Origin of the sequence: Acidilutibacter cellobiosedens (assembly GCF_004103715.1) — a bacterium.
GTDB lineage: Bacteria > Bacillota > Clostridia > Tissierellales > Acidilutibacteraceae > Acidilutibacter > Acidilutibacter cellobiosedens.
In genome coordinates this window covers 3,478,206-3,497,856 of the sequence record NZ_CP035282.1, presented here as the reverse complement: position 1 = coordinate 3,497,856, position 19,651 = coordinate 3,478,206, and the positions used below count along the sequence as shown (strand labels likewise).

Here is a 19,651-nt window from a genome sequence, read left to right as displayed (position 1 = left end):
TTTTATCAGCTTTTTGTAATAGATGCAATAATAATTGTTTTTAGAACATAATTATCTATATATTGGCAGTATATATATTAACAAAATAAATAGTAAAGCTTATTATATGAAAATAGAAAATCGGGGAGTGAAAATAATGTACATGAATGTTCTCACATGGAATATTAAAGCCGGACAGAATAAAGACGGCAGTTATCCAATCCCAAAGACGAAAAATTTGGACAGAATTGCAGAAGCTGTTAAGGATTCCAAAGCTTCAGCTGCCTGTTTTCAAGAAGTAGATGCCTGCACCTTGCGATCCGGTATAAAAATTCATCAGGCCGCATATATTGCCGACAAACTTACCTCAATTACCGGAAAGGCTTGGAATTATGAGCATATTGTCTCTAAAAATATGAATCCGGGCTATTACGGGAATGCAATTTTAAGCTGTTATCCTTTGACAACTGCTTTAAAAATTTCCTTGCCCAAGGTAAACAGCAGAGAAGACCGCAGTTTTCTTCTCACAAGGGTTGATGGGGACAATTTTTGTACATATGTAGGCACATTTCATTTGGGACTGCAAGGAGATCACAGTATTCAGGCACAGCAGATAAAGGATATATTAAACAATAAAGGTTATTTTAACAAAAGATTGATTCTTGGAGGAGATTTAAATGCGCGGGAAGGTTCAGACACTTATGATATAATGATTAATCACGGTTTTCCCATGATTGACATCGGCCCCGCAGGAGTCTGTACTTTGAACTGCTATAATAACCCTGACAATCCGAAGATTGATTTTTTGTTTATGAGAGGACTTTCGACATATGTTTTAAGAAGTGAAGTACTGTCTGCCGATATATCGGATCATAGGCCGGTAAAGTTGTGTCAATGTTGAAGGGAAATAATTTATGTTGATAAATAGACTGTTCATATTGATAAAAGTACTGTTTGTCCAAAGTTATTGATATGTTTTGGGGGAGTGATAAAATTAAGGTAGGAAAACGATATAGGGGTGGGGGCTGATATTATAAAATGTAATACTTATTTGTGGACTTAGTTTTACCTTTTATCCTATGAAGATGGCAACAAAGAATATTTATTATTGTGATCGGAGCTACCTATGAACTATATTTGTATACTGAAATTAATAATATATAAATATCTACTATAAGAATATTACGTTAGGGTCATACTGTGTTTTTGTTTTTTTACTGGTTACAAATAGCGAGAGATTCTTTTGGCGAGTATAAGAATAAAGAGAAAGAGAGGAGGTGAGCATAATGAAGAAAGTATATTCATCACCTGTTATGGATTGGGTAGAAGAATCTGATATTGTTGAAACGCACGCTCCTATTGTTGTTGGAGTCTTAATTGTTATTGTAGGAGTTTTAATACCATCTCCTGGTGAGTAGTTATAATTAATTAAAAATTATTGAATCTCTCGCTACATAATTAATTGAGGTGAAAAATTATGGATAAACTTGACTATATACCATGGCGTAGGACTTCTATTTTTAAAACAGATAAAGAAGAGACTAAATTGTATGTTGCGAGTATAAAAGGAGAAGGCATTTTTAGGATATCTGGCGTAGGGGCATTCCTTTGGGCCCGAATAGATGGTAACGCAACTATACGTGAATTAGGTGAAAAGATTACTGAAAACTTTACAGGAGCTTCTATAGATCAAATTAATCGAGATGTTTGTTTACTACTCGATCAGATGGCTGAGAAAGATCTTATCGTATATAATTGGGATCCTTTAGCATAGATGTATATAAATAAGTAGAGTAGGTAATTATTTTTTACATTAATTAATATATCTGATTATGCTTGTATCTACTGTTACAGTTTAGTTATGGTCTTGAAATTATTCAAAATATGGCAGTATCTTTTTAGAATTTTGCTTAAGGAGGGAAAAAATGAAAAGGTTATTGGATGTACTATTAATTGCAGCACCTTCTCCATCTCCTCTGGCAGTGATATCTAATCGTGTTACAAGTTATCCTCCACTTGGAATTTGTAGTATTGCTACATACCTTAAAATCCATAATTATGTTGCTGAAATTTGTGATCTTCAACTTGAGCACAACAATATTGGTACTATAATTGATATAATAAACATTAAAAAGCCACGTATAATTGGCATTTCAACAACTACAGAATCATATCAATGCGGTTTACGCATAGCAAAACTTTGTAAAGAAACGGATGATAGCATTATAATTGTTATGGGTGGAGCTCATGTAACATTTGAATATAATGATGCGTTGAAAAATTCATTTGTTGATATTATTTCTCTACGGGAGGGAGAAGAAACGCTTAAGGAGTTATGCGATTTTTATATTGGGAAAAGTATCACATCTTTATATGAAATAAGAGGCATTGTATATAGAGATGGAAATAAAGTTATGAAAACGAAAAATCGAGCTTTTATTACAAATTTGGATGAGATACCATTTCCAGAACGAAAATTTGTTGAAATTAATAAGTATAGAACTCCTGGTACAATTTCATCAAGCAGAGGTTGTCCTGGTAGATGTATTTTCTGTGCTGCTGGAGCTATGGGAGGTGGAAGATACAGAAGTAGAAGTGCGCAAAGTGTAGTTGATGAGATAGACTATTTAACCAAACTAGGTATTAACTATTTTCATTTTGTTGATGATACTGTAACTGCAGATGTAGAACGTCTTGAATTATTAATTAACGAGTTTACTAAAAAGAAAAATAAAGATAATAATTTTCAATGGGCTTGTGAATCACGCGTAGATATTGTAACCAAAGATCTAATGAAATGGTTAAAGAAAAGCGGCTGTGTATCTATACAGTTTGGCGTGGAAAGTGGCTCTCAGACTATGCTTAATAGTATGAGAAAAGGAATAAGCTTGGAACAAATACGAAAAGCTTTTTCTTTAGCTGCAGAAGCTGAAATTCCAACTTCATGCTGCTTTATTATCGGGAATCCTGATGATACAAGAACTACAACAGAAGAAAGTATTGCTTTTGCAGAAGAGTTATCATCTATAGGGGCGTATATTGTATATTCAATCTCAACTCCTTATCCAGGGACATATATGTTTAACCATGCTGATGAACTTGGTCTTGAAATATTTGATAAGAACTGGGATCATTATACTACGTATACTTCTGTTATGAATACTAAACACCTTACAACACAAGAAATACAAACATATTTTTTTGATGCTTCTACCAGCAAGTCGATTAATTGTTCGGAATCGCATAAAAAACGTACTGAATATATACGAAAATCGATTTTTAATGTTAAAGGAGAATAATGCAAAAATGAATCTTAGAATTTTACAGATGTACTTAAACAAGAAAATTTCCTTTTTACAGATAGTGCGTTCTATATTAGGACATGGTGTATTATGCAAAAGTAAAATTTTGTTTATATTTGCACTGTTATCTTTATTTGATATTTTCAAAGAGACAAAACTTGTTCTTTTGCCAATATGTACTTTTTCTTTTCTGCTATCTTTAGCAGTTGAAGAATCATTGCATGTCCTAACCGCTGTACATTTAGGCCGATTTTCAGCAATTCAAGGTATTATTTTACGTGTGATTTATATTAAAACAATACCATTATTATGTTATAGTGCATCTGTTCGATTTACAAAATCAGATTTAAAGGAAAAGGACTTAGCATCTATTGCTTTTAATGGTGCCTTTTTTTCCTTTTTATTTTCATTAACTGTTGTTATTATTATATATTTTTTAAAAATTAGATACAGGAAACCTATTGCGATATCTTTACTGATATTGCCTATACTATCCTTATTTCCATCAAAGATTGTTGGCTACGAAAGTGATGGCTATATTTTTGTTAAGGCTCTAAAACATACTTCTAATATACGATATGTATTCGATACTATAAAGAGTATGTTTATAAATACTAATTATTGATTTTTACAAGTAGTTTTCTCTTATCTGCTAGCATATAGACACGGAAGAAATATCTGAATGGAAGCGTTTATGATTATGTTTACAAGGAGTTGAAATCCGAATGAAAAAGTATTTTTACTATATGCATATGGAAATTAATACAAGTATACTTAAGAAAATATTGTATGTCATATTAATACTATCTATATTTTTATTGCTTATCATGGAAGACGTACTTCATATGTCTTTTGTAAGTAATAAAATACATATGCGTGTTTGTATCATTCAAATCTATTTATTTATCGTTCTTTGTGTTTCTGGCATTTTTTGTATGGAAAGATATGTAAATTCACAAGAATATCGTTTCTTTCGGTCACTACAACTTTCTTCTTTTTTTCGTGGGTTCGTTATATGCTGCAAAGTGTTACCATGTGCTTTGGTGTATACTTTATTATGTATTCTTTTTTGGAATGTTAATAATGGTACTGCTGTGTATCAGGCGATATACAGTTTTTGGGGGATTATTGTAATTTCGATAGCAATATATGATTTATATACCATTATTAAAAAATGGATAGTCAAAAATAGATGTATATCAATCATTCTACTATGTATACCATTGTTAGCTGTAATTATATCAGTATTTATCTATAAAGGTGGCAATAGTGTTTTTATGATTCTATATTCTAAATTTTTTGTCGCTAAGTGGTATATCCTATGTTTGTATTTTGTATGGTTAATTTTATATAGTACAAAAGATCATACCTATGAAATAATCATATTAAATACAAAAAGACGAAAAATTAAAGAGCATAGTAAAAAAATTTTTACAAATATGTATTGCAATCTCTTTTATAAAGATATAATATCTTCATTATCAAATCCTATAGTTGCTGCATTTTATATTATTGCATTGATTTTAGGTTGCCTTTCGGCAATATACCACTTCAATATACATGCTAATTATCTTATAGCAATTATTTATACGTTTGTAACCTCAACACTTAGTGAAGAAATAATGAAAGATGATATGTCAAACATATCGTTTATACGTACCCTACCTATTAGCCAACATAAATATTTTGTATCAAAAATTTTTAGTGTTTCGACAGTACTGCTTATTCCATCGTTAACTTTTTTAGAAATTTCATTACTTAATGGTTCTTATTCAGTTATGAATTTGATTGTAATACTATGCATAGTATTGATAATTAACATACTTCTTTGTGCTATGCAATGTGTTCTTATTATGAGATATTTATATTCTCAGGATAAATTTATAATAATACTTACTATTTTACTTTTTATTACTGTGATTTTCCCGGCACTTCCGGTTTTATATTTGTTGATAGCAACAAAGAAAGCGCAAAAAATTTTCTGTGGAGGTCGTGATTAATGTTATGCCTTTATAATATTTCAAAAGAATATGCTCCTGGGATTGGTTTATTATATGCTGATTTTATAGCTAATTCTGGCGATATTTTAGCCATTGTTGGGCCAAATGGAGCTGGTAAATCCACATTGCTCAAAATAATATGTGATGTACATCGTCAGGATAAGGGAGAATGTCTACTTAACGGGAAACCGATTTTTCAATGCAAAAATAAAATTGGCTACTTACCTGAAATACCATATTTAATTGATAATTTGAATGCCTATCAATTTTTAAAATTTATTGCTGGTATGAAAAATATTACAACATATGAGAATATTGATCGGTTAATATATTACTTTAACGTAGAACAATATGCAGATTATAAATTAAAAAATTTGTCACAAGGACAAAGGAAGAAAGTAGCATTAATAGCCTCCTTGGTCGGGGATCCATATCTGCTTGTACTTGATGAACCAACAAACGGAATAGACACGATGACATTGATAAAGTTAAAGGAGTTGTTACGAGAGCGTAGTATAAAAGGGAAAATTACAATCCTTTCAAGTCATGTACTTGATTTTGTAAAAAATGTTGCTACAAAGGTGGTATTTATAAAAGAAGGAAAAGCAATGCTTGAAAATATTAATATGCAAGAAATCGAGCGAATATATCTAAAAATATTTTCTTAAGTGTATAATGGAGGAAATAGTAATGGATATTTTAATAAGAATGGTAGATGTATATAAATTTTTTGGGAAACAAGAAGCCCTTTCCGGGCTATCTTTTGAAGTTGATGAAGGAGAAATATTTGGATTTTTAGGGCCAAGTGGTGCAGGTAAAACAACAACAATCAAATTATTGACAAAACAATTAAATGCTGATAAAGGTCAAATATCAATATTTGGGAATCCTATTGCACTGTCTCAGAATAACTTCTTCGATAATATTGGTGTTTTATCTGACACGACAGGTTTTTATGAACGACTGACTATTCAAGAAAATCTAGAATTGTTTGCTGGAATACACTCATTAACTGAAGTTACAATAGAAAAAATATTAAAAGCAGTTGATCTTATAGATGAGTGTAAAAAAAAGGCAAGTAATTTATCGAAAGGTATGAAACAAAGATTAATGCTTGCTTGTGCTATATTACATAAACCTAAGCTACTTTTTTTAGACGAGCCAACATCTGGATTGGATCCTATAACTGCAAAGAATATACATGAATATCTTATTGAACTAAATAATACTGGAACTACAATTTTTCTCACAACACATAATATGGAAGAGGCAGATAAATTATGTGATAGGGTTGCAATTCTTAATCAAGGGAAAATATGTGCTTGTGATACACCAGAAAAATTAAAACTGGAATATAGCAACGATACAGTATATGCAAAGGCTAAAAATGGAAAACAAAAAATAGTGGAGAAGAACAAAGAAGGACTTTATGATCTTATGAATTGGTTTGAAAAAAATGGAGGCATACTTACAATACACTCATCAGAACCAAATTTAGAAGAGGTTTTTCTTAAAATTACTGGGAGGAATTTATATTGAAGAAACTGAATAAGATAAAGGCTTTATTAATAAAAGATATTCGTAATAATCTTAGAAATAGTAATACAATAATTTTTACATTGCTTCCGATATTATTCACGGAACTTTATCATAAATTTAGTTTTGGTGGTAAAAAAATGGATTCTTTTTATGTGTTTACTATTGGTTTATTAATGAGTGTATGCACAATGCCTATATCTTCAATGGCAATTTCAATATCAGAAGAAAAAGAAAAAAATACATTAAGAACATTGATGCTTGCAAATGTGTCTCCAATTGAGTTCTTATTTTCAAAAACGTTTATAATTTTTTGTTTAACTCAGTTTGTCGGGACCATTGTGTATTTATTAACTGGTGCGACTATAGATTATAGCTGGTATTTTTTAACTTCTTCGATTACAAATATAAGTTTAATTTGCTTAGGCGCTGTAATAGGAATACTTTCTAAAAATCAAATGTCAACTAGCATTCTATCGACACCTTTGATTTTAATTCTATTAATTCCTACTGCTCTTGGCAATTTAAATGATAGTATTGGAATGTTTGCACGCTATTTACCAACGAATGCGATGTTAGAATTACTAAAAAAACAAAATATGAAATTTAATTGTGCTACCATTTCGACATGGCTACTAATTAGTATTTGTCTATTTATATACTCATATCGAAAAAGAATGGTAGATTAGAAAAAAGGTATTTTTTACAAAATGAGATTGGCTCTTTCCCAAAGATTTTTTCTCTAAAGAAATTTTAATATAATAATATAGATAAAAAATATTATAACCAAAAGTAAATTAATTAAATGGTATTTTGAAAACCCCCAAAACTAAGTATAACCAAAATTTAAGAGAGTGTTTCAAATGTCAAATTACAGCATCTGGAGAATATTTCTCATCTCTAATCTTTTTCTCTATGTGGCTAACTAATTTGTGATCTTTTCCTAATTTTAAGGCATCTACTTATGATGGGAGCAAAAAGCAATAGACAATTTTACATATAAATTTGAAAAAAACAAAAAATATGCGATTGTCAGGGAAGGCGGATGTGATAAAATAATTCTTATTAAATTGATTTTAGATTATTATGATAATTATGATGGAGAAATAATGATTGATGAGAATGAGATCAGAACAGTGAACCAATCGTCCATTGTAAGGTTAATATCAACCATACATCAAAATATATATGTTTGATAAATCTTTAAAATACAATATATGTTTATCAAAAGACTTTTCTGACAATAAGATATCTGAAAGTTTACAAATAAGCGGTGCAGATAAGTTTATTAATAATATGGAGAAAGGATTGAATTCTTTAGTCGGGGAAAATGGTTCCGACCTATCTGGAAAACAAAAATAGAGGATAGCAATAGCTCGAGCATTAATACAACATACTCCCATATTAATTTTAGGTGAAGCCACATCGGCATTAGGTACTTAAACCGCATATAATATTGAGGATATATTAGTCGGTATAGATGATGTAACAATCATAACAGTAACTCATAAATTAAATGGATATATATTTAGAAGATATGGTGAAATTTTATTTATAGATAAAGGGAGTATGGCAAAAAATGCAAATTTTAATGAATTAATAGAGAAAAAAGGATATTTCTATAATTTTTATAAAATTGATAGCTCTAAGCCTGAATTATCATTAGGAGAGTCATATCCAAATAATATAAAAATTGTTTTTTATAAGTATTTGATAATTATAAAATTAAATAATATTATTTAATTCTTTTAGAGGAAATAAAAAAATAATGTAGAATTATAATAATTATAGAAGTAAATAAATTAACATAAATGTTCGAAGGGGGTATTTAAATGAATAAATTGCTATTGGTCAAAGATAATTCAATTTTTGTAAAGAGTTTGGCAGAAGCAGAAAAATCTATACGTAGCGATTTAAATATCACTGTAGCGAATTGTGTTGAAGAATTCCTAAGATATATAAAAACAGATCGTTATGATTTATTTATGCTGGATGTTGGTTTAAAGAATTGTTCACCTATTGGATTAGCTAAAAAAATAAGAAATATGGATGTTTATAGACTAACACCTATATTTTTTGTTTTTTTCGTTTCTATGGCAAAAAGCGATATGTTAAAGGAAATGCATTGTTGGAATTATGTAACCGATTTTTTTATAGAAAAGAACAGGAGAAAAAATCCATCGGAGTTGTGCGATAATTCCGGACCATACATTATATTGAAGAAAAAAGATTTTTCCTATGTTGTTAGAACAAATGAAATCATTTATATTGAATCGGCAAAAAAATCAATAAATGTATTCACCGTTAATAAAGAAATTTCTCTTTCTTCCTATACGTTTACTTTGGAAAAGCTATTGGATGATTTAAATAAACTGACAAAAGACTTTGTAAGGTGCCATAGAGGCTATATAGTAAATATTAGGTATATTGAAAAATTTAATAATGACAGTATTAAACTTATAAGTATAGAAGAACCTATATCAATAGGGGAGAAATACAAGGAAGATTTTGAAAACAAAATTACCTCAGCTAATTGTATCGTTGAAACTTGGAATTGAGGTTTTAATAAAACAAAAGATAAATTTGAACTGAGATTTGGGATTGAAATAAAGAATTTTCACATGAGTTTGGAATATAAATTATTTCTGAAAGAATAAAGGGGATAAACAAAAAAATGAAAAAAATTATTGCTTTGGCATTTATCTTAATTTTAATTATTATTTTAGCTGTATTTATAGTTAAGATTATAACTAATGCTAATAAACGATCAAATAATTAACATTGACAAAAATTAAATTTTTTAACGGATTTCCGCTTTTGAAATGTTAAAAGAAATTGATTCCTTATGTTAGTCTTAAATTCGAATTATATATTAATAGAAAGCGACATCATATTAATATAATAAAATATGATGTCGCTTTCTATTAATATATTCAATCTTATAATAATAAAAATTAATATATACGATAAAAAAATTAAGCTTTTCTATTGATATATTTTTTAATAGTGATATAGTTGATTTAGGAAAGCGATATAGAAATTTTTAATATTGGGAGGCTGTAATGAAAAAGTATATTTTCAAGTATAAGGGAATATTTTTTTTAAGCGTTTTTATAAGATGTGTAGAAGGTGCTGCAGATGTATCAATAGCATTTTTAATTGAATATATTTTGGATTTTGGCACCAACAAGGACATGCCGGGTTTTATTAAAAATTTAAAATATATTGTATTGTACTTGATATGTTATTTTCTTATAATTTATCTTAGAAAAATAACTCAAGCAGTGTTTGTCAAAAAAAATATACAAAGTCTGAGGAATGATATATATACTAATGTTATAGATAAAGACATGCCGGATTTTATCAGCAAAAATAGTGCTTCTTATATTTCAACTTTAACAAATGATATAAATATATTGGAGCAGGACTACTTTATAAATTTGCTTGATTTGATTGGAGAGTTGGCTACACTGGCAATCGGAACTTTTGCAATCTTTAAAGTAAATGTACAAATTGCGGCAGGGGTATTTATAGTGGGAGCTATTACACTGATTATACCTATAATATTTTCTAAAACCGTAAGCAGCCTGAGAAAAAAATATTCCGATTCATTATCAAATTTAACTATAAATATGAAAGATACATTCAGCGGTTTTGAAATAATAAAGGGTTTTAACATAGAAGACAGTATAAAAGAGGAATTTAGCAACTATAATTTCAAAACAGAGGATTCCAAATTTAAGTTTACAAAATTTAGTGCAGGCGTGGAAACTTTATCTCAAGGTACTGGCTTTTCTATATTTTTTGTAGCTATTTTATTGGGGACTTATTTTTTTATACAAGGGAAAATTACTTTTGGACTTCTTTTTGCAGCGATACAGCTTATGAATAGCGTAGTGCCGCCTATAAGCAGGTTTTCGGAAAGAATTAACAAACTAAAATCCACTAAATTGATAGCCGATAATATTGAATCCATTTGTACCAAAAAAGAACTGGCATCAAACGGAATATCTAAAGATGATTTTAACGATAAAATAGAAATTAGTAATCTAAGTTTTTCTTATAATAGTGATAAAAAAACTTTAAGGGATATAAATTTAACTATAGAAAAAGGTAAAAAATATGCCATTGTAGGAAAGAGCGGTTGTGGAAAATCCACTTTTTTGAGGATATTATTCAGATATTATGATAACTTTTCCGGAAATATATTGATGGATGGTACGGATATAAGAAATATCAATATTGATGATATATATAAAATAATGTCTATAATACATCAAAATGTATTTATTTTTGATTCGACTGTAAAGGATAATATAACTTTATACAAAGATTATAGTGATGATGAAATAAATACCACCATTAAATTATGCGGACTGTATAATTTTGTAAACAGTAAGCCTAAAAAATTGCTTGAAAATGTAGGTGAAAACGGGGTACTTCTTTCAGGCGGTGAAAAACAACGTATTGCTATTGCAAGAGCTATTATAAAAAAGACGCCTATATTGATATTAGACGAGGCAACATCATCACTTGATAGTGAAACTGCCCACAGTATTGAAAATTCACTGCTCGATATTGATGAGTTGACTTGCATAGTTGTTACTCATAACCTTTCGGAAAGTATACTGAAACAATACGATTCGATTATTGCTATGAAAGACGGTCAAATAGAAGAACAAGGCAATTTTTATGATTTGTTGGACAAGAAGGGCTATTTTTATAGTTTGTATAATGTTTTTAAATAAGTATGGCATAGAGCCATCAGGTTGCATAGATGCTTTAAATATTGATATATTTTTTAAGGCGATATAATTAAAATCAGGGAAACGATATAGAGATTGGCAGCGAAACGTAAACTCTTGTTAAGGAGGTTAATTTAATGCTGAAGTATAATATGTTATCAAAACAATATAAGGACCATGTTGTTGTAAATAATTTAAATATTGAAATAAATGATAAAGATATTGTCGGATTTTTAGGCCCTAACGGTGCCGGAAAGACTACCACCATAAAGATGAGCTGCGGCTTGATTACACCTACAAAAGGGGACGTGGAATGTTGCGGTTATTCATTGAAGAAAGACAGGAAACAGTATTTAAAAAATATAGGAGCCGTATTGGAAGGAAACAGAAATATTTATTGGAAACTGTCTCCCGTTGAGAATATAGAATATTTTGCGGGCATGAAGGGCATCGGAAAGAAAAAAATAAGGAATCAGATGGATGAATACTTGGAAATGTTTAGCTTAACAGAAAAAAGAAATATGGAATGCGGCAAACTTTCAAGAGGGATGCAGCAGAAGGTTGCTATATGCTGCAGTTTAATTCATAATCCAAAGGTTTTATTTCTTGATGAACCTACATTGGGATTGGATGTTCAATCGGTTTTGCTTATACGTGATGTATTGAAGAATTTGATAAAAGAAGACAGAACCATGATAATAACATCCCATGACCTTAATTTTATCAGCTCATTGTGCAATAGGATTATCATAATAAATAACGGGACGATGGTATTAGATGAGGATATTGATTTTCTAAACAGGTATTCCGAAAGTATTGTTTATGCTGTAGAAGCAGACGGCGTCCGTGATGATACAGAAAAAATCATAAAAGCAAAATTTGATGTGGAAATTGAAAAATTTGAAGATAGTGTTGAATTCATGGTTACATTGAATAATGACAATGAAATTCTTGATTTTTTAAATCTTTTGAAATCGAATGGAATGAATATAAAGGATATATATAAGAAAAAAAGCGACCTTGAAGATATATTTACCGAGGTGATAGGTAACAAAAAGACGGTGAAATCCGTACCGGAAAATTAAGTCGCCAAATTTTATGGAGGAATGAGTAATATGGAGATACTCAATATATTTAAAAGTGAAACCAAAAAGATGTTAATAATTCAAAGAAGATATTTTTTGAATTTTTTAGCGGATATGCTGGTATATTATTTTGTGTTTATAGGACTGTATATTTTTATTAAAAGCAATATGAACATAATGTCTGCCGAGGAAATAAACAGGGCGGTTACTACACAATTTGTAGGGTACATATGCTGGTTTTTCTTTTCATTTACAATTAGTTTTATGAATAACGGAATCTACAGAGAATTGTTGGAAGGGACCTTTGAACAGGTATGCATAAACCATCATAGTATAATGGAGATATATGTAATAAGATTAATAATATATTTTATAAGAAATATTGTATTGATACTGCTGCTGAGCTTGCTTCTGATGATTTCCACAAATATTAAATTAGATATAGGAATGGATACGATAATGATATTTATGATATCGTTATTGGGAATAGCAGGTTTTTCCTTTATGATAGGAGGGGCAACCTTGATATATAAAAATGTGGGACAACTGTCTTTTATTATCAGCATTCTTTTTCTTGGGACCAGCATTGTTGATCTTTCGGTACTGCCATCCAAAATTCAAAAGATTATATACTCTCTTCCATTTACTAAAAGTGTAAGCCTCCTAAAAAATATAGAAGGTGCGAATTATAATATAGGGGGACAAGATATATTGTTCTTATTTATAAATTCCATAGCATATTTAATCTTGGGAATAGTTATATTCAAATTGAGCTTTAAAAAGGCAGCAAAAGAAGGTTCTTTTTCAAGATTTTAAGTTTTTAATAGAGAATTTTATATCAGGTCATCCTTAGCATTATATCGTTGGAATTTCAATTCCTGTTTCTATTATTTCCTTTACTATTCCGACAGGTTGTCTATAGTCATCCATAGTAAATGGTTGCGGTTCAAGATCAATTTCATAATCCACTGCATTTAACAATAAAAAGTAAAGACCATCAATCCTATTCATGTTTTTAAAATAATCCGAAAAGATTGCTAAATCAACATCACTATATTTATGAGGAGTGCCTTTTGCATAAGATCCAAACAATATAGCTTTATCTATTACAATCTTCTTGTTTAATTTTCTAATATAATCTTTGATTATTTTTTGTATTGACTCAGGGATTCTATCCATTTGAATACCTCCTCTGTAGTAGCCAATGTTCTTTTAGCTCTATCTGAATTTATCAAATTAGACATTTTTTCCTTATAACTAGGATATCTGCCAGATATATAATAGGATAATAGTTCAGCGAAAAAACTTTTATAATTATTTAAATTGTATTCAAATTCATTTATAGATAAATACTCTTTAAAATTAATTTCTCTCTTTAGGTAATTGAATATACTCGAAATATTATGAATTAATGGTGGTTCGTTATTAGTATATAATGTATATATTCCTTTGGTGAGTTTTTCTATTGCCTGTTGACACATAAAAACAACATAAATATATCTTCCGTTATTCATCATTATCTTTGCTGTTTCTAAATCATATTTAGCAGTTTCTAACCAGTATTCATATTTTTCTCTGTTATCCATTATATATCACATCCTTATACATATTATATCCAATTTTCTAATAGGTTTCACTATTAAAATGAAAAAAGAAAAAATATTCCACAGTATAATCTGTTACTCTGTTACATTACATAAATTGAAGGCGATATTTATTATTGATATATTTTTCGATGGTGATATAGTTAAATAAGGAAAACAATGTAGATGTTGACAGCCAAATATAAACCCTTATAACATGAAAGAAGGACAGTTAATATGTTGAATATAAAAAGTAACATAAGTGAATACAAAGGTTTACCGAGAGAAATGTATGTATTGTTTTTTATAAGAATAATTAATGCTGTAGGAAATTTTGTTTATCCGTTTCTTACATTAATATTAACCGAAAAAATGAATTACAGTCCTTTTGAAACAGGGATAATAATGTTGATCACATCGGTTATATATGTGCCTGCCTCGATATTGGGAGGAATATTGGCTGACAGGTGGAAGTATAAAAGCACATTCATGCTGTTTTCGGGGTTTACCGGAATATTATTTCTGATATGCGGATTTTTACTGAATTCAAGAATAATGATTATATTTTTAATATTAGCCAACGTATCAGATGGAATTTCTCAACCTTCCAATACTGCCATGGTTTCCAACTTCACTAATAATGAAAACAGAAGCACAGCTTTTTCTTTGTTGTATCTGGGGCATAATATAGGGCTTTCGGTAGGACAACTTGTTGGCGGTACTATATTTAATAATTATACAAAATATTTGTTTATAGGAAATGCGGTAACCATATTTTTATGTGTTATTTTGATAAAATTTTTAGTAAAGGAAGGTACAGAATATAATAATACGGAAAGTGATATTGACATAGGGGTTAATACTGAAGAAACTAATATAGATAAAAATGACAATAAAGGATTATTTAAAATTATAATTGAAAACAAAAAATTGATATTTTTATAGATTTATCAAGAAATCTTTATTTTTTCTTTATTATTTCTTTAAGTCTTAAATTTTCTTATTGAGTATAATAGACTCGACAAGAGATTTTAAGACTTAAAATTTATATAGCCCAGAAATTGACCATATGAAAGATTTAAAAGATGTGAAAAGTATTTTAGTGATTCAAAAATAAGTTCAGATGTTTAATAAATGAAAGTTAAGCTCAAGGAGGTCATAGTGTGATTCAAACTCAGCAACTGACAAAGAAATATGGTAATTATTTTGCGGTTAACAATGTTTCTATGTCTGTACAAAAAGGAGACATATATGGTTTAATAGGCAAAAATGGTGCCGGGAAAACCACTATTTTTAAACTCTTAATGGGACTTATCAAACCTTCGGGTGGTTCTATTACTTTTTTAGAAAGTTATAATTTGGAAATGGCTCGCCATTCTATTGGCTTTATGATGGAAGACGGATTTTTCTCTTATTTAAATGCTCATGATAATCTGATGTTTGCCGCTAAGCTTAAAGGAATCGAAGATGAAAAGGAAATCAACCGAATTTTACAGCTTGTAGGACTTAAAAATTCGACAAAAACATTCAGCACATTTTCAACGGGAATGAAACAAAGGCTATCAATTGGGCAGGCTTTATTGGGAAATCCTGATATGGTTATACTTGATGAACCGACTAATGGTTTAGATCCTCAGGGAATTGCGGATTTCAGGAACCTTGTGATGGAGCTTAATCAAAAATATCAAACTACATTTTTGATCTCTTCTCATATTTTGGGAGAATTAAATCTCATAGGCACTCGTTTCGGATTCATAAACAAGGGTTATTTAGTGCAGGAAATTAGTGCAAAAGAACTGCATAACAACATACATCAAGGTCTTATATTTCAAGTAAACAAGCTTAAGAAGGCTTGTGAATTATTAGAAAATAAATTAAAAATCACTGATTACAGGGTAACTAAAAATAAGGAAATTATTTTGCCCGGTTATGAAGACAGACCTTATATCATTGCCAAATGTATGGTGGAAAACGGTCTTGACTTGATGCAGCTTAAGGTGAATCAGGTATCCTTGGAAGAATATTTCTTGAATCTTATAGGAGGCAATACGAATGTTTAATTATTTTAAATCTGAAATATGGCGTTTAACTCATAAACGAAGCAGTTTTATTTATTATGTTTTTTTGATTTTCGTATATATTATAAGTATTTTGTTTTTGGCTATACAAGATCTTTATACACCTAACACATTGCTTGAAAGTGCACAGAGTATTATTTCCTTACTACCTGTATTTGTGGGCACACAGGTATTTTTAGCCGTTTACGGAGATGATTTAAAAGACAGAATGCTTATAAAGATTATAGGTACCGGACTGCATAGATTGGCATATCTGCTTGTTAAGGCCGTTATATTTATCTTATATTCGGCTATAGTATTTTTGATTTTGGGTGCTGTTTATCTTATTTCGTTTATGATTGCGGGTGGGCATCTAGCCGTATATGCACAGGATATTCAATCAATTGCGGTTATGGGGATTATAACCTATTTAAAAACACTTGCTTTTTCTCAGATTGCTGCTGCTTTTTTATTCTGCTTTCAAAAGACGGTTCCCGCATTGGTGTTATTTTTGACATTAATAATGGGTGTGGTACTTTTTGTATTTAATATCATGGCCTATGTATTTCCGATTATAGAAAAATTTACAAACTATTCCGTGTCAACATTATCCCAAAATGCCCAAACTATGTGGATCAACTTCCGACAGTTCGATACTTCTTTTATTATAGGCATAACGATATATATTGTTCTTGCATTTGCAAGTCAAATCATGATATTTAAAAATCGAGATATTAAAGGATGATGTAAATGAAAGCTACCCTCGAACTTTTATTTATAAGAATAAGGGGTTTCAGCTGAAATATTAAAATAAATTAATTCAATTCCCTGTATATATTATAAAATTGTTCTCTCTTTTTAGAGGAATTAGGAAAATAATGTAGAATTTAATAATTATAGAAGGGATTAAAAATTAAATAATGATTCCATGGAGGTTGAAAGAGAGCATAGTGAGCTTAATATCAATGAAAAATGTTTGTCAAAAGTATAAAGGGAATGATTTTTTCAGTTTAAAAAACATTGATTTGGAAATATCCAAAGGCGAAATATTGGGATTGATAGGGCCTAATGGTGCCGGCAAGACGACACTGATTAAAATATTGAGCGGATTGTTAGTGCCTACGAGTTATGATGAATTAAAATTACTTAAAAAGAATGATAAAAAAAATACGAGAGTCGGCTTGATATTGAATTCCAATCAACTGTATGACGAACTGACCGTTCTTGAGAATATAAAATTTTCTTTAAGCCTGTTCAAGCAGAAGAGGACGATGGATGAGATTGATTCAATGTTAAAGTTGGTAGATCTATATGACAGGAAATCAAAACTTGTCAGGACCCTTTCAACAGGAATGAAACAAAAGCTGAATATTATTAAAACCATGATGTTAAACGTGGAATTGTTGATTTTAGATGAGCCTACAAGCGGATTAGATCCCATATCAAAAGTGGAGATAAATAATTTGCTGTCAGAACTGTCGCAAAAATTTAAAGTCACTGTTATTATAAGTTCTCACGTTATGAATGAAGTGGAGAGATTATGCTCAAGAGTGGTATTTTTAAATAAAGGAATGATAATTGAAAATTGCAGTATGGGTGATTTGTTTGATAAATTTGGGAAAAAGATTTATGAAATTCATTTTCCATGTGAGGATGGGAAATTAAAGCCCTTTACAGAAAATATGAATCCGGAGGACTATATTGTATTTCATCAAAATAATTCAACGGTAATGATGATATTCCATGAATTAAGCGACTTTAAAAAGTTTTCATCAAATGATTTTATTGAATCTTTTCAGGAAAGAAGAATTCAGCTGGAGGATATCTTCTTTTATTATATATATAAAAACAAGGAGAGTGTGGTTTAGAATGTTTCGTCTATTGTTTTTAAGTTTGGCAAGAAATAAGTGGAATTTGGTAAAGATTTTTTTGCTTTCACCCTTTAATATGATTTTGCCGCCTTTATTTATAGGTATGGCAATAAGCGGTTATGTAGATGAAGGAACAACCTTAAGGTTATGCCTGTGGTCTTGCTTTTCTTTTTCTATATTTGAAGTAGTTAACAGGAGAATGGAAACTTTTAATACGGAAAAAATCCAAGATGTAATGATATCGGCAACATCACTGTTTTCTTTCAGTTTTTTTCAGACATGTGCAGTAAATGTATTATATATTCCTTCACTTTTTATAACGTTATTTTTGTATAATATTATTTTTAATTTAAAAATTGATTTTGCTTTTGCTTGCCTATGCGTTTTTCTGGTTTTTATAAATAATTTGTTGATGAGTTATATTCTACTGGCTGTTCAGATGAAAACACCGAATTATTTTAATCGCTTTAATTTTCTTATGGATGTGATTTATGCATTGTGTGGGGTTTTGTATCCCATTGAGATAATGCCTATATTTATTAAATATATTGCAAGGATTTTACCGATTACTAATATTATGGAATTCAGTTATTCTCCGTCTGTTGAAATAACTCACAGATTTGTCATGTGGGTAGGTTTTTTCGTATTATCATTTTTATTGGTGAGAAGCAGCAAAAGGAAATATTTGCATTCAGGAGGTTTTTATGGTTAGTTTGATAATGAAAGACATATTTTATTACAGAAGAAACTTAACTGAATACCTGCTGTCTTGTTTTAGAATGTTGTTATTTATAATTCCTTATTATATATATTCCGTGTATTTGAAAAATACTGATTTTAATATTCAATTTGCGGTTCTGACAATGACGGCTGTTAATTTTATTATGTCTGTTATTGTCGGCATTAATTTTGAATTATATAGAGAAATTATTTCCAATAAAATGGTTCAATTTAAGATGTCAAACTTGAGCATCGAAAAATATGTAGCGGCTCAGTCTCTCTTTTACTTTTTTTCCAATATGGTTCAGGTGGTTGTAATAATTATTCTGTTATCCCTATTAACTGAATTTAAATTGAAATTTAATGCTTTTCTTATATTAAGGGTTATATTGTTTTTAATATATCTTTTTCTTTTTATTTGCTTATTCGGTGCGGCGTTTTCCATGTTAACCATAGCTACAAAAAGATTTTCTTTCAGCGGTTTATTTATTAATATAATTTTTCTGTTCTCTTCTTGCTATACATATTATGCCGATTCCCCTAAGCTAATTCGAGTTATTTCATTAATTTCTCCTATAACCTATTTATTCAATCTTTTTCGCAATTTTTTTGGATTGGAAAGTCTCATATTATCCGGAATTTTCACTTATTTTATCTTATCGGTCCAGTTAATCTTACTTTATCTTATTTTTAGAAAATTAATTGTTCCGAAGATAGATAAAGCAATTATAGATTCGATTTGATGAAGACAAATTAAGTAAAAATTATATATA

The 19,651-nt window shown here is 29.5% G+C and carries 21 protein-coding genes and 1 pseudogene; 20 read left to right on the top strand and 2 right to left on the bottom strand.

The features are described from left to right. The first annotated feature begins 136 nt into the window (after window positions 1-136). The 14 genes and pseudogenes from EQM13_RS16885 (at window position 137) to EQM13_RS16825 (ending at window position 13,463) form a co-directional block, all read left to right on the top strand. On the top strand, window positions 137-880 hold the full coding sequence (locus tag EQM13_RS16885) for an endonuclease/exonuclease/phosphatase family protein (RefSeq protein WP_128753318.1): 744 nt from the start codon (window positions 137-139) through the stop codon (window positions 878-880). Window positions 881-1,265: 385 nt separating this feature from the next. Next, window positions 1,266-1,397, top strand: coding sequence for a hypothetical protein (locus tag EQM13_RS18895; protein ID WP_255417530.1), 132 nt, complete (start codon window positions 1,266-1,268; stop codon window positions 1,395-1,397). A 59-nt stretch (window positions 1,398-1,456) separates the two neighbouring features. Then, window positions 1,457-1,753, top strand: coding sequence for a PqqD family protein (locus EQM13_RS16880; RefSeq protein ID WP_128753317.1), 297 nt, complete (start codon window positions 1,457-1,459; stop codon window positions 1,751-1,753). Window positions 1,754-1,904: 151 nt separating this feature from the next. After that, window positions 1,905-3,278, top strand: a complete 1,374-nt coding sequence (locus tag EQM13_RS16875; protein WP_128753316.1) for a B12-binding domain-containing radical SAM protein — start codon at window positions 1,905-1,907, stop codon at window positions 3,276-3,278. Window positions 3,279-3,285: 7 nt separating this feature from the next. Beyond that, window positions 3,286-3,906, top strand: coding sequence for a hypothetical protein (locus tag EQM13_RS16870; RefSeq protein ID WP_128753315.1), 621 nt, complete (start codon window positions 3,286-3,288; stop codon window positions 3,904-3,906). A gap of 814 nt (window positions 3,907-4,720) precedes the next feature. Further along, complete coding sequence (locus tag EQM13_RS18335; protein WP_161567296.1) at window positions 4,721-5,281, top strand: hypothetical protein; 561 nt, start codon at window positions 4,721-4,723, stop codon at window positions 5,279-5,281. Further along, window positions 5,281-5,746 (top strand): annotated as a pseudogene (locus EQM13_RS16860) (ATP-binding cassette domain-containing protein); the annotation flags it as partial. The gene EQM13_RS18335 and the pseudogene EQM13_RS16860, both read left to right, overlap by 1 nt. Before the next feature lie 210 nt (window positions 5,747-5,956). Next, window positions 5,957-6,820, top strand: a complete 864-nt coding sequence (locus tag EQM13_RS16855) for an ABC transporter ATP-binding protein (RefSeq protein ID WP_206172740.1) — start codon at window positions 5,957-5,959, stop codon at window positions 6,818-6,820. Beyond that, window positions 6,817-7,506: an ABC transporter permease gene (locus tag EQM13_RS16850; protein WP_161567295.1), complete on the top strand. Its 690-nt coding sequence runs from the start codon at window positions 6,817-6,819 to the stop codon at window positions 7,504-7,506. The genes EQM13_RS16855 and EQM13_RS16850 overlap by 4 nt, the downstream gene beginning before the upstream one ends. A gap of 499 nt (window positions 7,507-8,005) precedes the next feature. Further along, window positions 8,006-8,179: an ABC transporter ATP-binding protein gene (locus tag EQM13_RS18330; RefSeq protein ID WP_161567294.1), complete on the top strand. Its 174-nt coding sequence runs from the start codon at window positions 8,006-8,008 to the stop codon at window positions 8,177-8,179. Window positions 8,180-8,649: 470 nt separating this feature from the next. Beyond that, complete coding sequence (locus EQM13_RS16840) at window positions 8,650-9,375, top strand: LytR/AlgR family response regulator transcription factor (protein ID WP_128753310.1); 726 nt, start codon at window positions 8,650-8,652, stop codon at window positions 9,373-9,375. A 504-nt stretch (window positions 9,376-9,879) separates the two neighbouring features. Beyond that, the gene (locus EQM13_RS16835; RefSeq protein ID WP_128753309.1) at window positions 9,880-11,565 is read left to right on the top strand and encodes an ABC transporter ATP-binding protein; all 1,686 of its coding nucleotides are present in this window, start codon (window positions 9,880-9,882) and stop codon (window positions 11,563-11,565) included. 134 nt (window positions 11,566-11,699) lie between these two features. Then, window positions 11,700-12,647: an ABC transporter ATP-binding protein gene (locus tag EQM13_RS16830; protein ID WP_128753308.1), complete on the top strand. Its 948-nt coding sequence runs from the start codon at window positions 11,700-11,702 to the stop codon at window positions 12,645-12,647. 30 nt (window positions 12,648-12,677) lie between these two features. Beyond that, the gene (locus EQM13_RS16825; protein WP_071139343.1) at window positions 12,678-13,463 is read left to right on the top strand and encodes an ABC transporter permease; all 786 of its coding nucleotides are present in this window, start codon (window positions 12,678-12,680) and stop codon (window positions 13,461-13,463) included. Window positions 13,464-13,502: 39 nt separating this feature from the next. Here EQM13_RS16825 and EQM13_RS16820 read toward each other — a convergent pair whose 3' ends face one another. Further along, window positions 13,503-13,826 (bottom strand): nucleotidyltransferase family protein, encoded by a 324-nt coding sequence (locus EQM13_RS16820; protein ID WP_071139342.1) that lies wholly within the window; start codon window positions 13,824-13,826, stop codon window positions 13,503-13,505. After that, a complete protein-coding gene (locus EQM13_RS16815; RefSeq protein ID WP_071139341.1) occupies window positions 13,793-14,233 on the bottom strand; it encodes a HEPN domain-containing protein in 441 nt (146 codons plus the stop codon). The genes EQM13_RS16820 and EQM13_RS16815 overlap by 34 nt, the downstream gene beginning before the upstream one ends. A 234-nt stretch (window positions 14,234-14,467) precedes the next feature. On the opposite strand from EQM13_RS16815, the gene EQM13_RS16810 reads away from it, so the two are divergent. The 6 genes from EQM13_RS16810 to EQM13_RS16785 all read left to right on the top strand — a co-directional run bounded on the left by EQM13_RS16810 (window position 14,468) and on the right by EQM13_RS16785 (window position 19,621). Then, window positions 14,468-15,175 (top strand): MFS transporter, encoded by a 708-nt coding sequence (locus EQM13_RS16810; RefSeq protein ID WP_128753306.1) that lies wholly within the window; start codon window positions 14,468-14,470, stop codon window positions 15,173-15,175. 218 nt (window positions 15,176-15,393) lie between these two features. Next, complete coding sequence (locus tag EQM13_RS16805; protein WP_071139338.1) at window positions 15,394-16,290, top strand: ATP-binding cassette domain-containing protein; 897 nt, start codon at window positions 15,394-15,396, stop codon at window positions 16,288-16,290. Next, window positions 16,283-17,032: a hypothetical protein gene (locus EQM13_RS16800; protein WP_128753305.1), complete on the top strand. Its 750-nt coding sequence runs from the start codon at window positions 16,283-16,285 to the stop codon at window positions 17,030-17,032. The genes EQM13_RS16805 and EQM13_RS16800 overlap by 8 nt, the downstream gene beginning before the upstream one ends. 220 nt (window positions 17,033-17,252) lie before the next feature. After that, window positions 17,253-18,155 (top strand): ABC transporter ATP-binding protein, encoded by a 903-nt coding sequence (locus EQM13_RS16795; protein WP_071139336.1) that lies wholly within the window; start codon window positions 17,253-17,255, stop codon window positions 18,153-18,155. Between the two features lies 1 nt (window position 18,156). Beyond that, window positions 18,157-18,870: a hypothetical protein gene (locus EQM13_RS16790; RefSeq protein ID WP_128753304.1), complete on the top strand. Its 714-nt coding sequence runs from the start codon at window positions 18,157-18,159 to the stop codon at window positions 18,868-18,870. Further along, window positions 18,863-19,621, top strand: a complete 759-nt coding sequence (locus EQM13_RS16785) for an ABC transporter permease (RefSeq protein ID WP_128753303.1) — start codon at window positions 18,863-18,865, stop codon at window positions 19,619-19,621. The genes EQM13_RS16790 and EQM13_RS16785 overlap by 8 nt, the downstream gene beginning before the upstream one ends. Window positions 19,622-19,651: the final 30 nt, after the last annotated feature.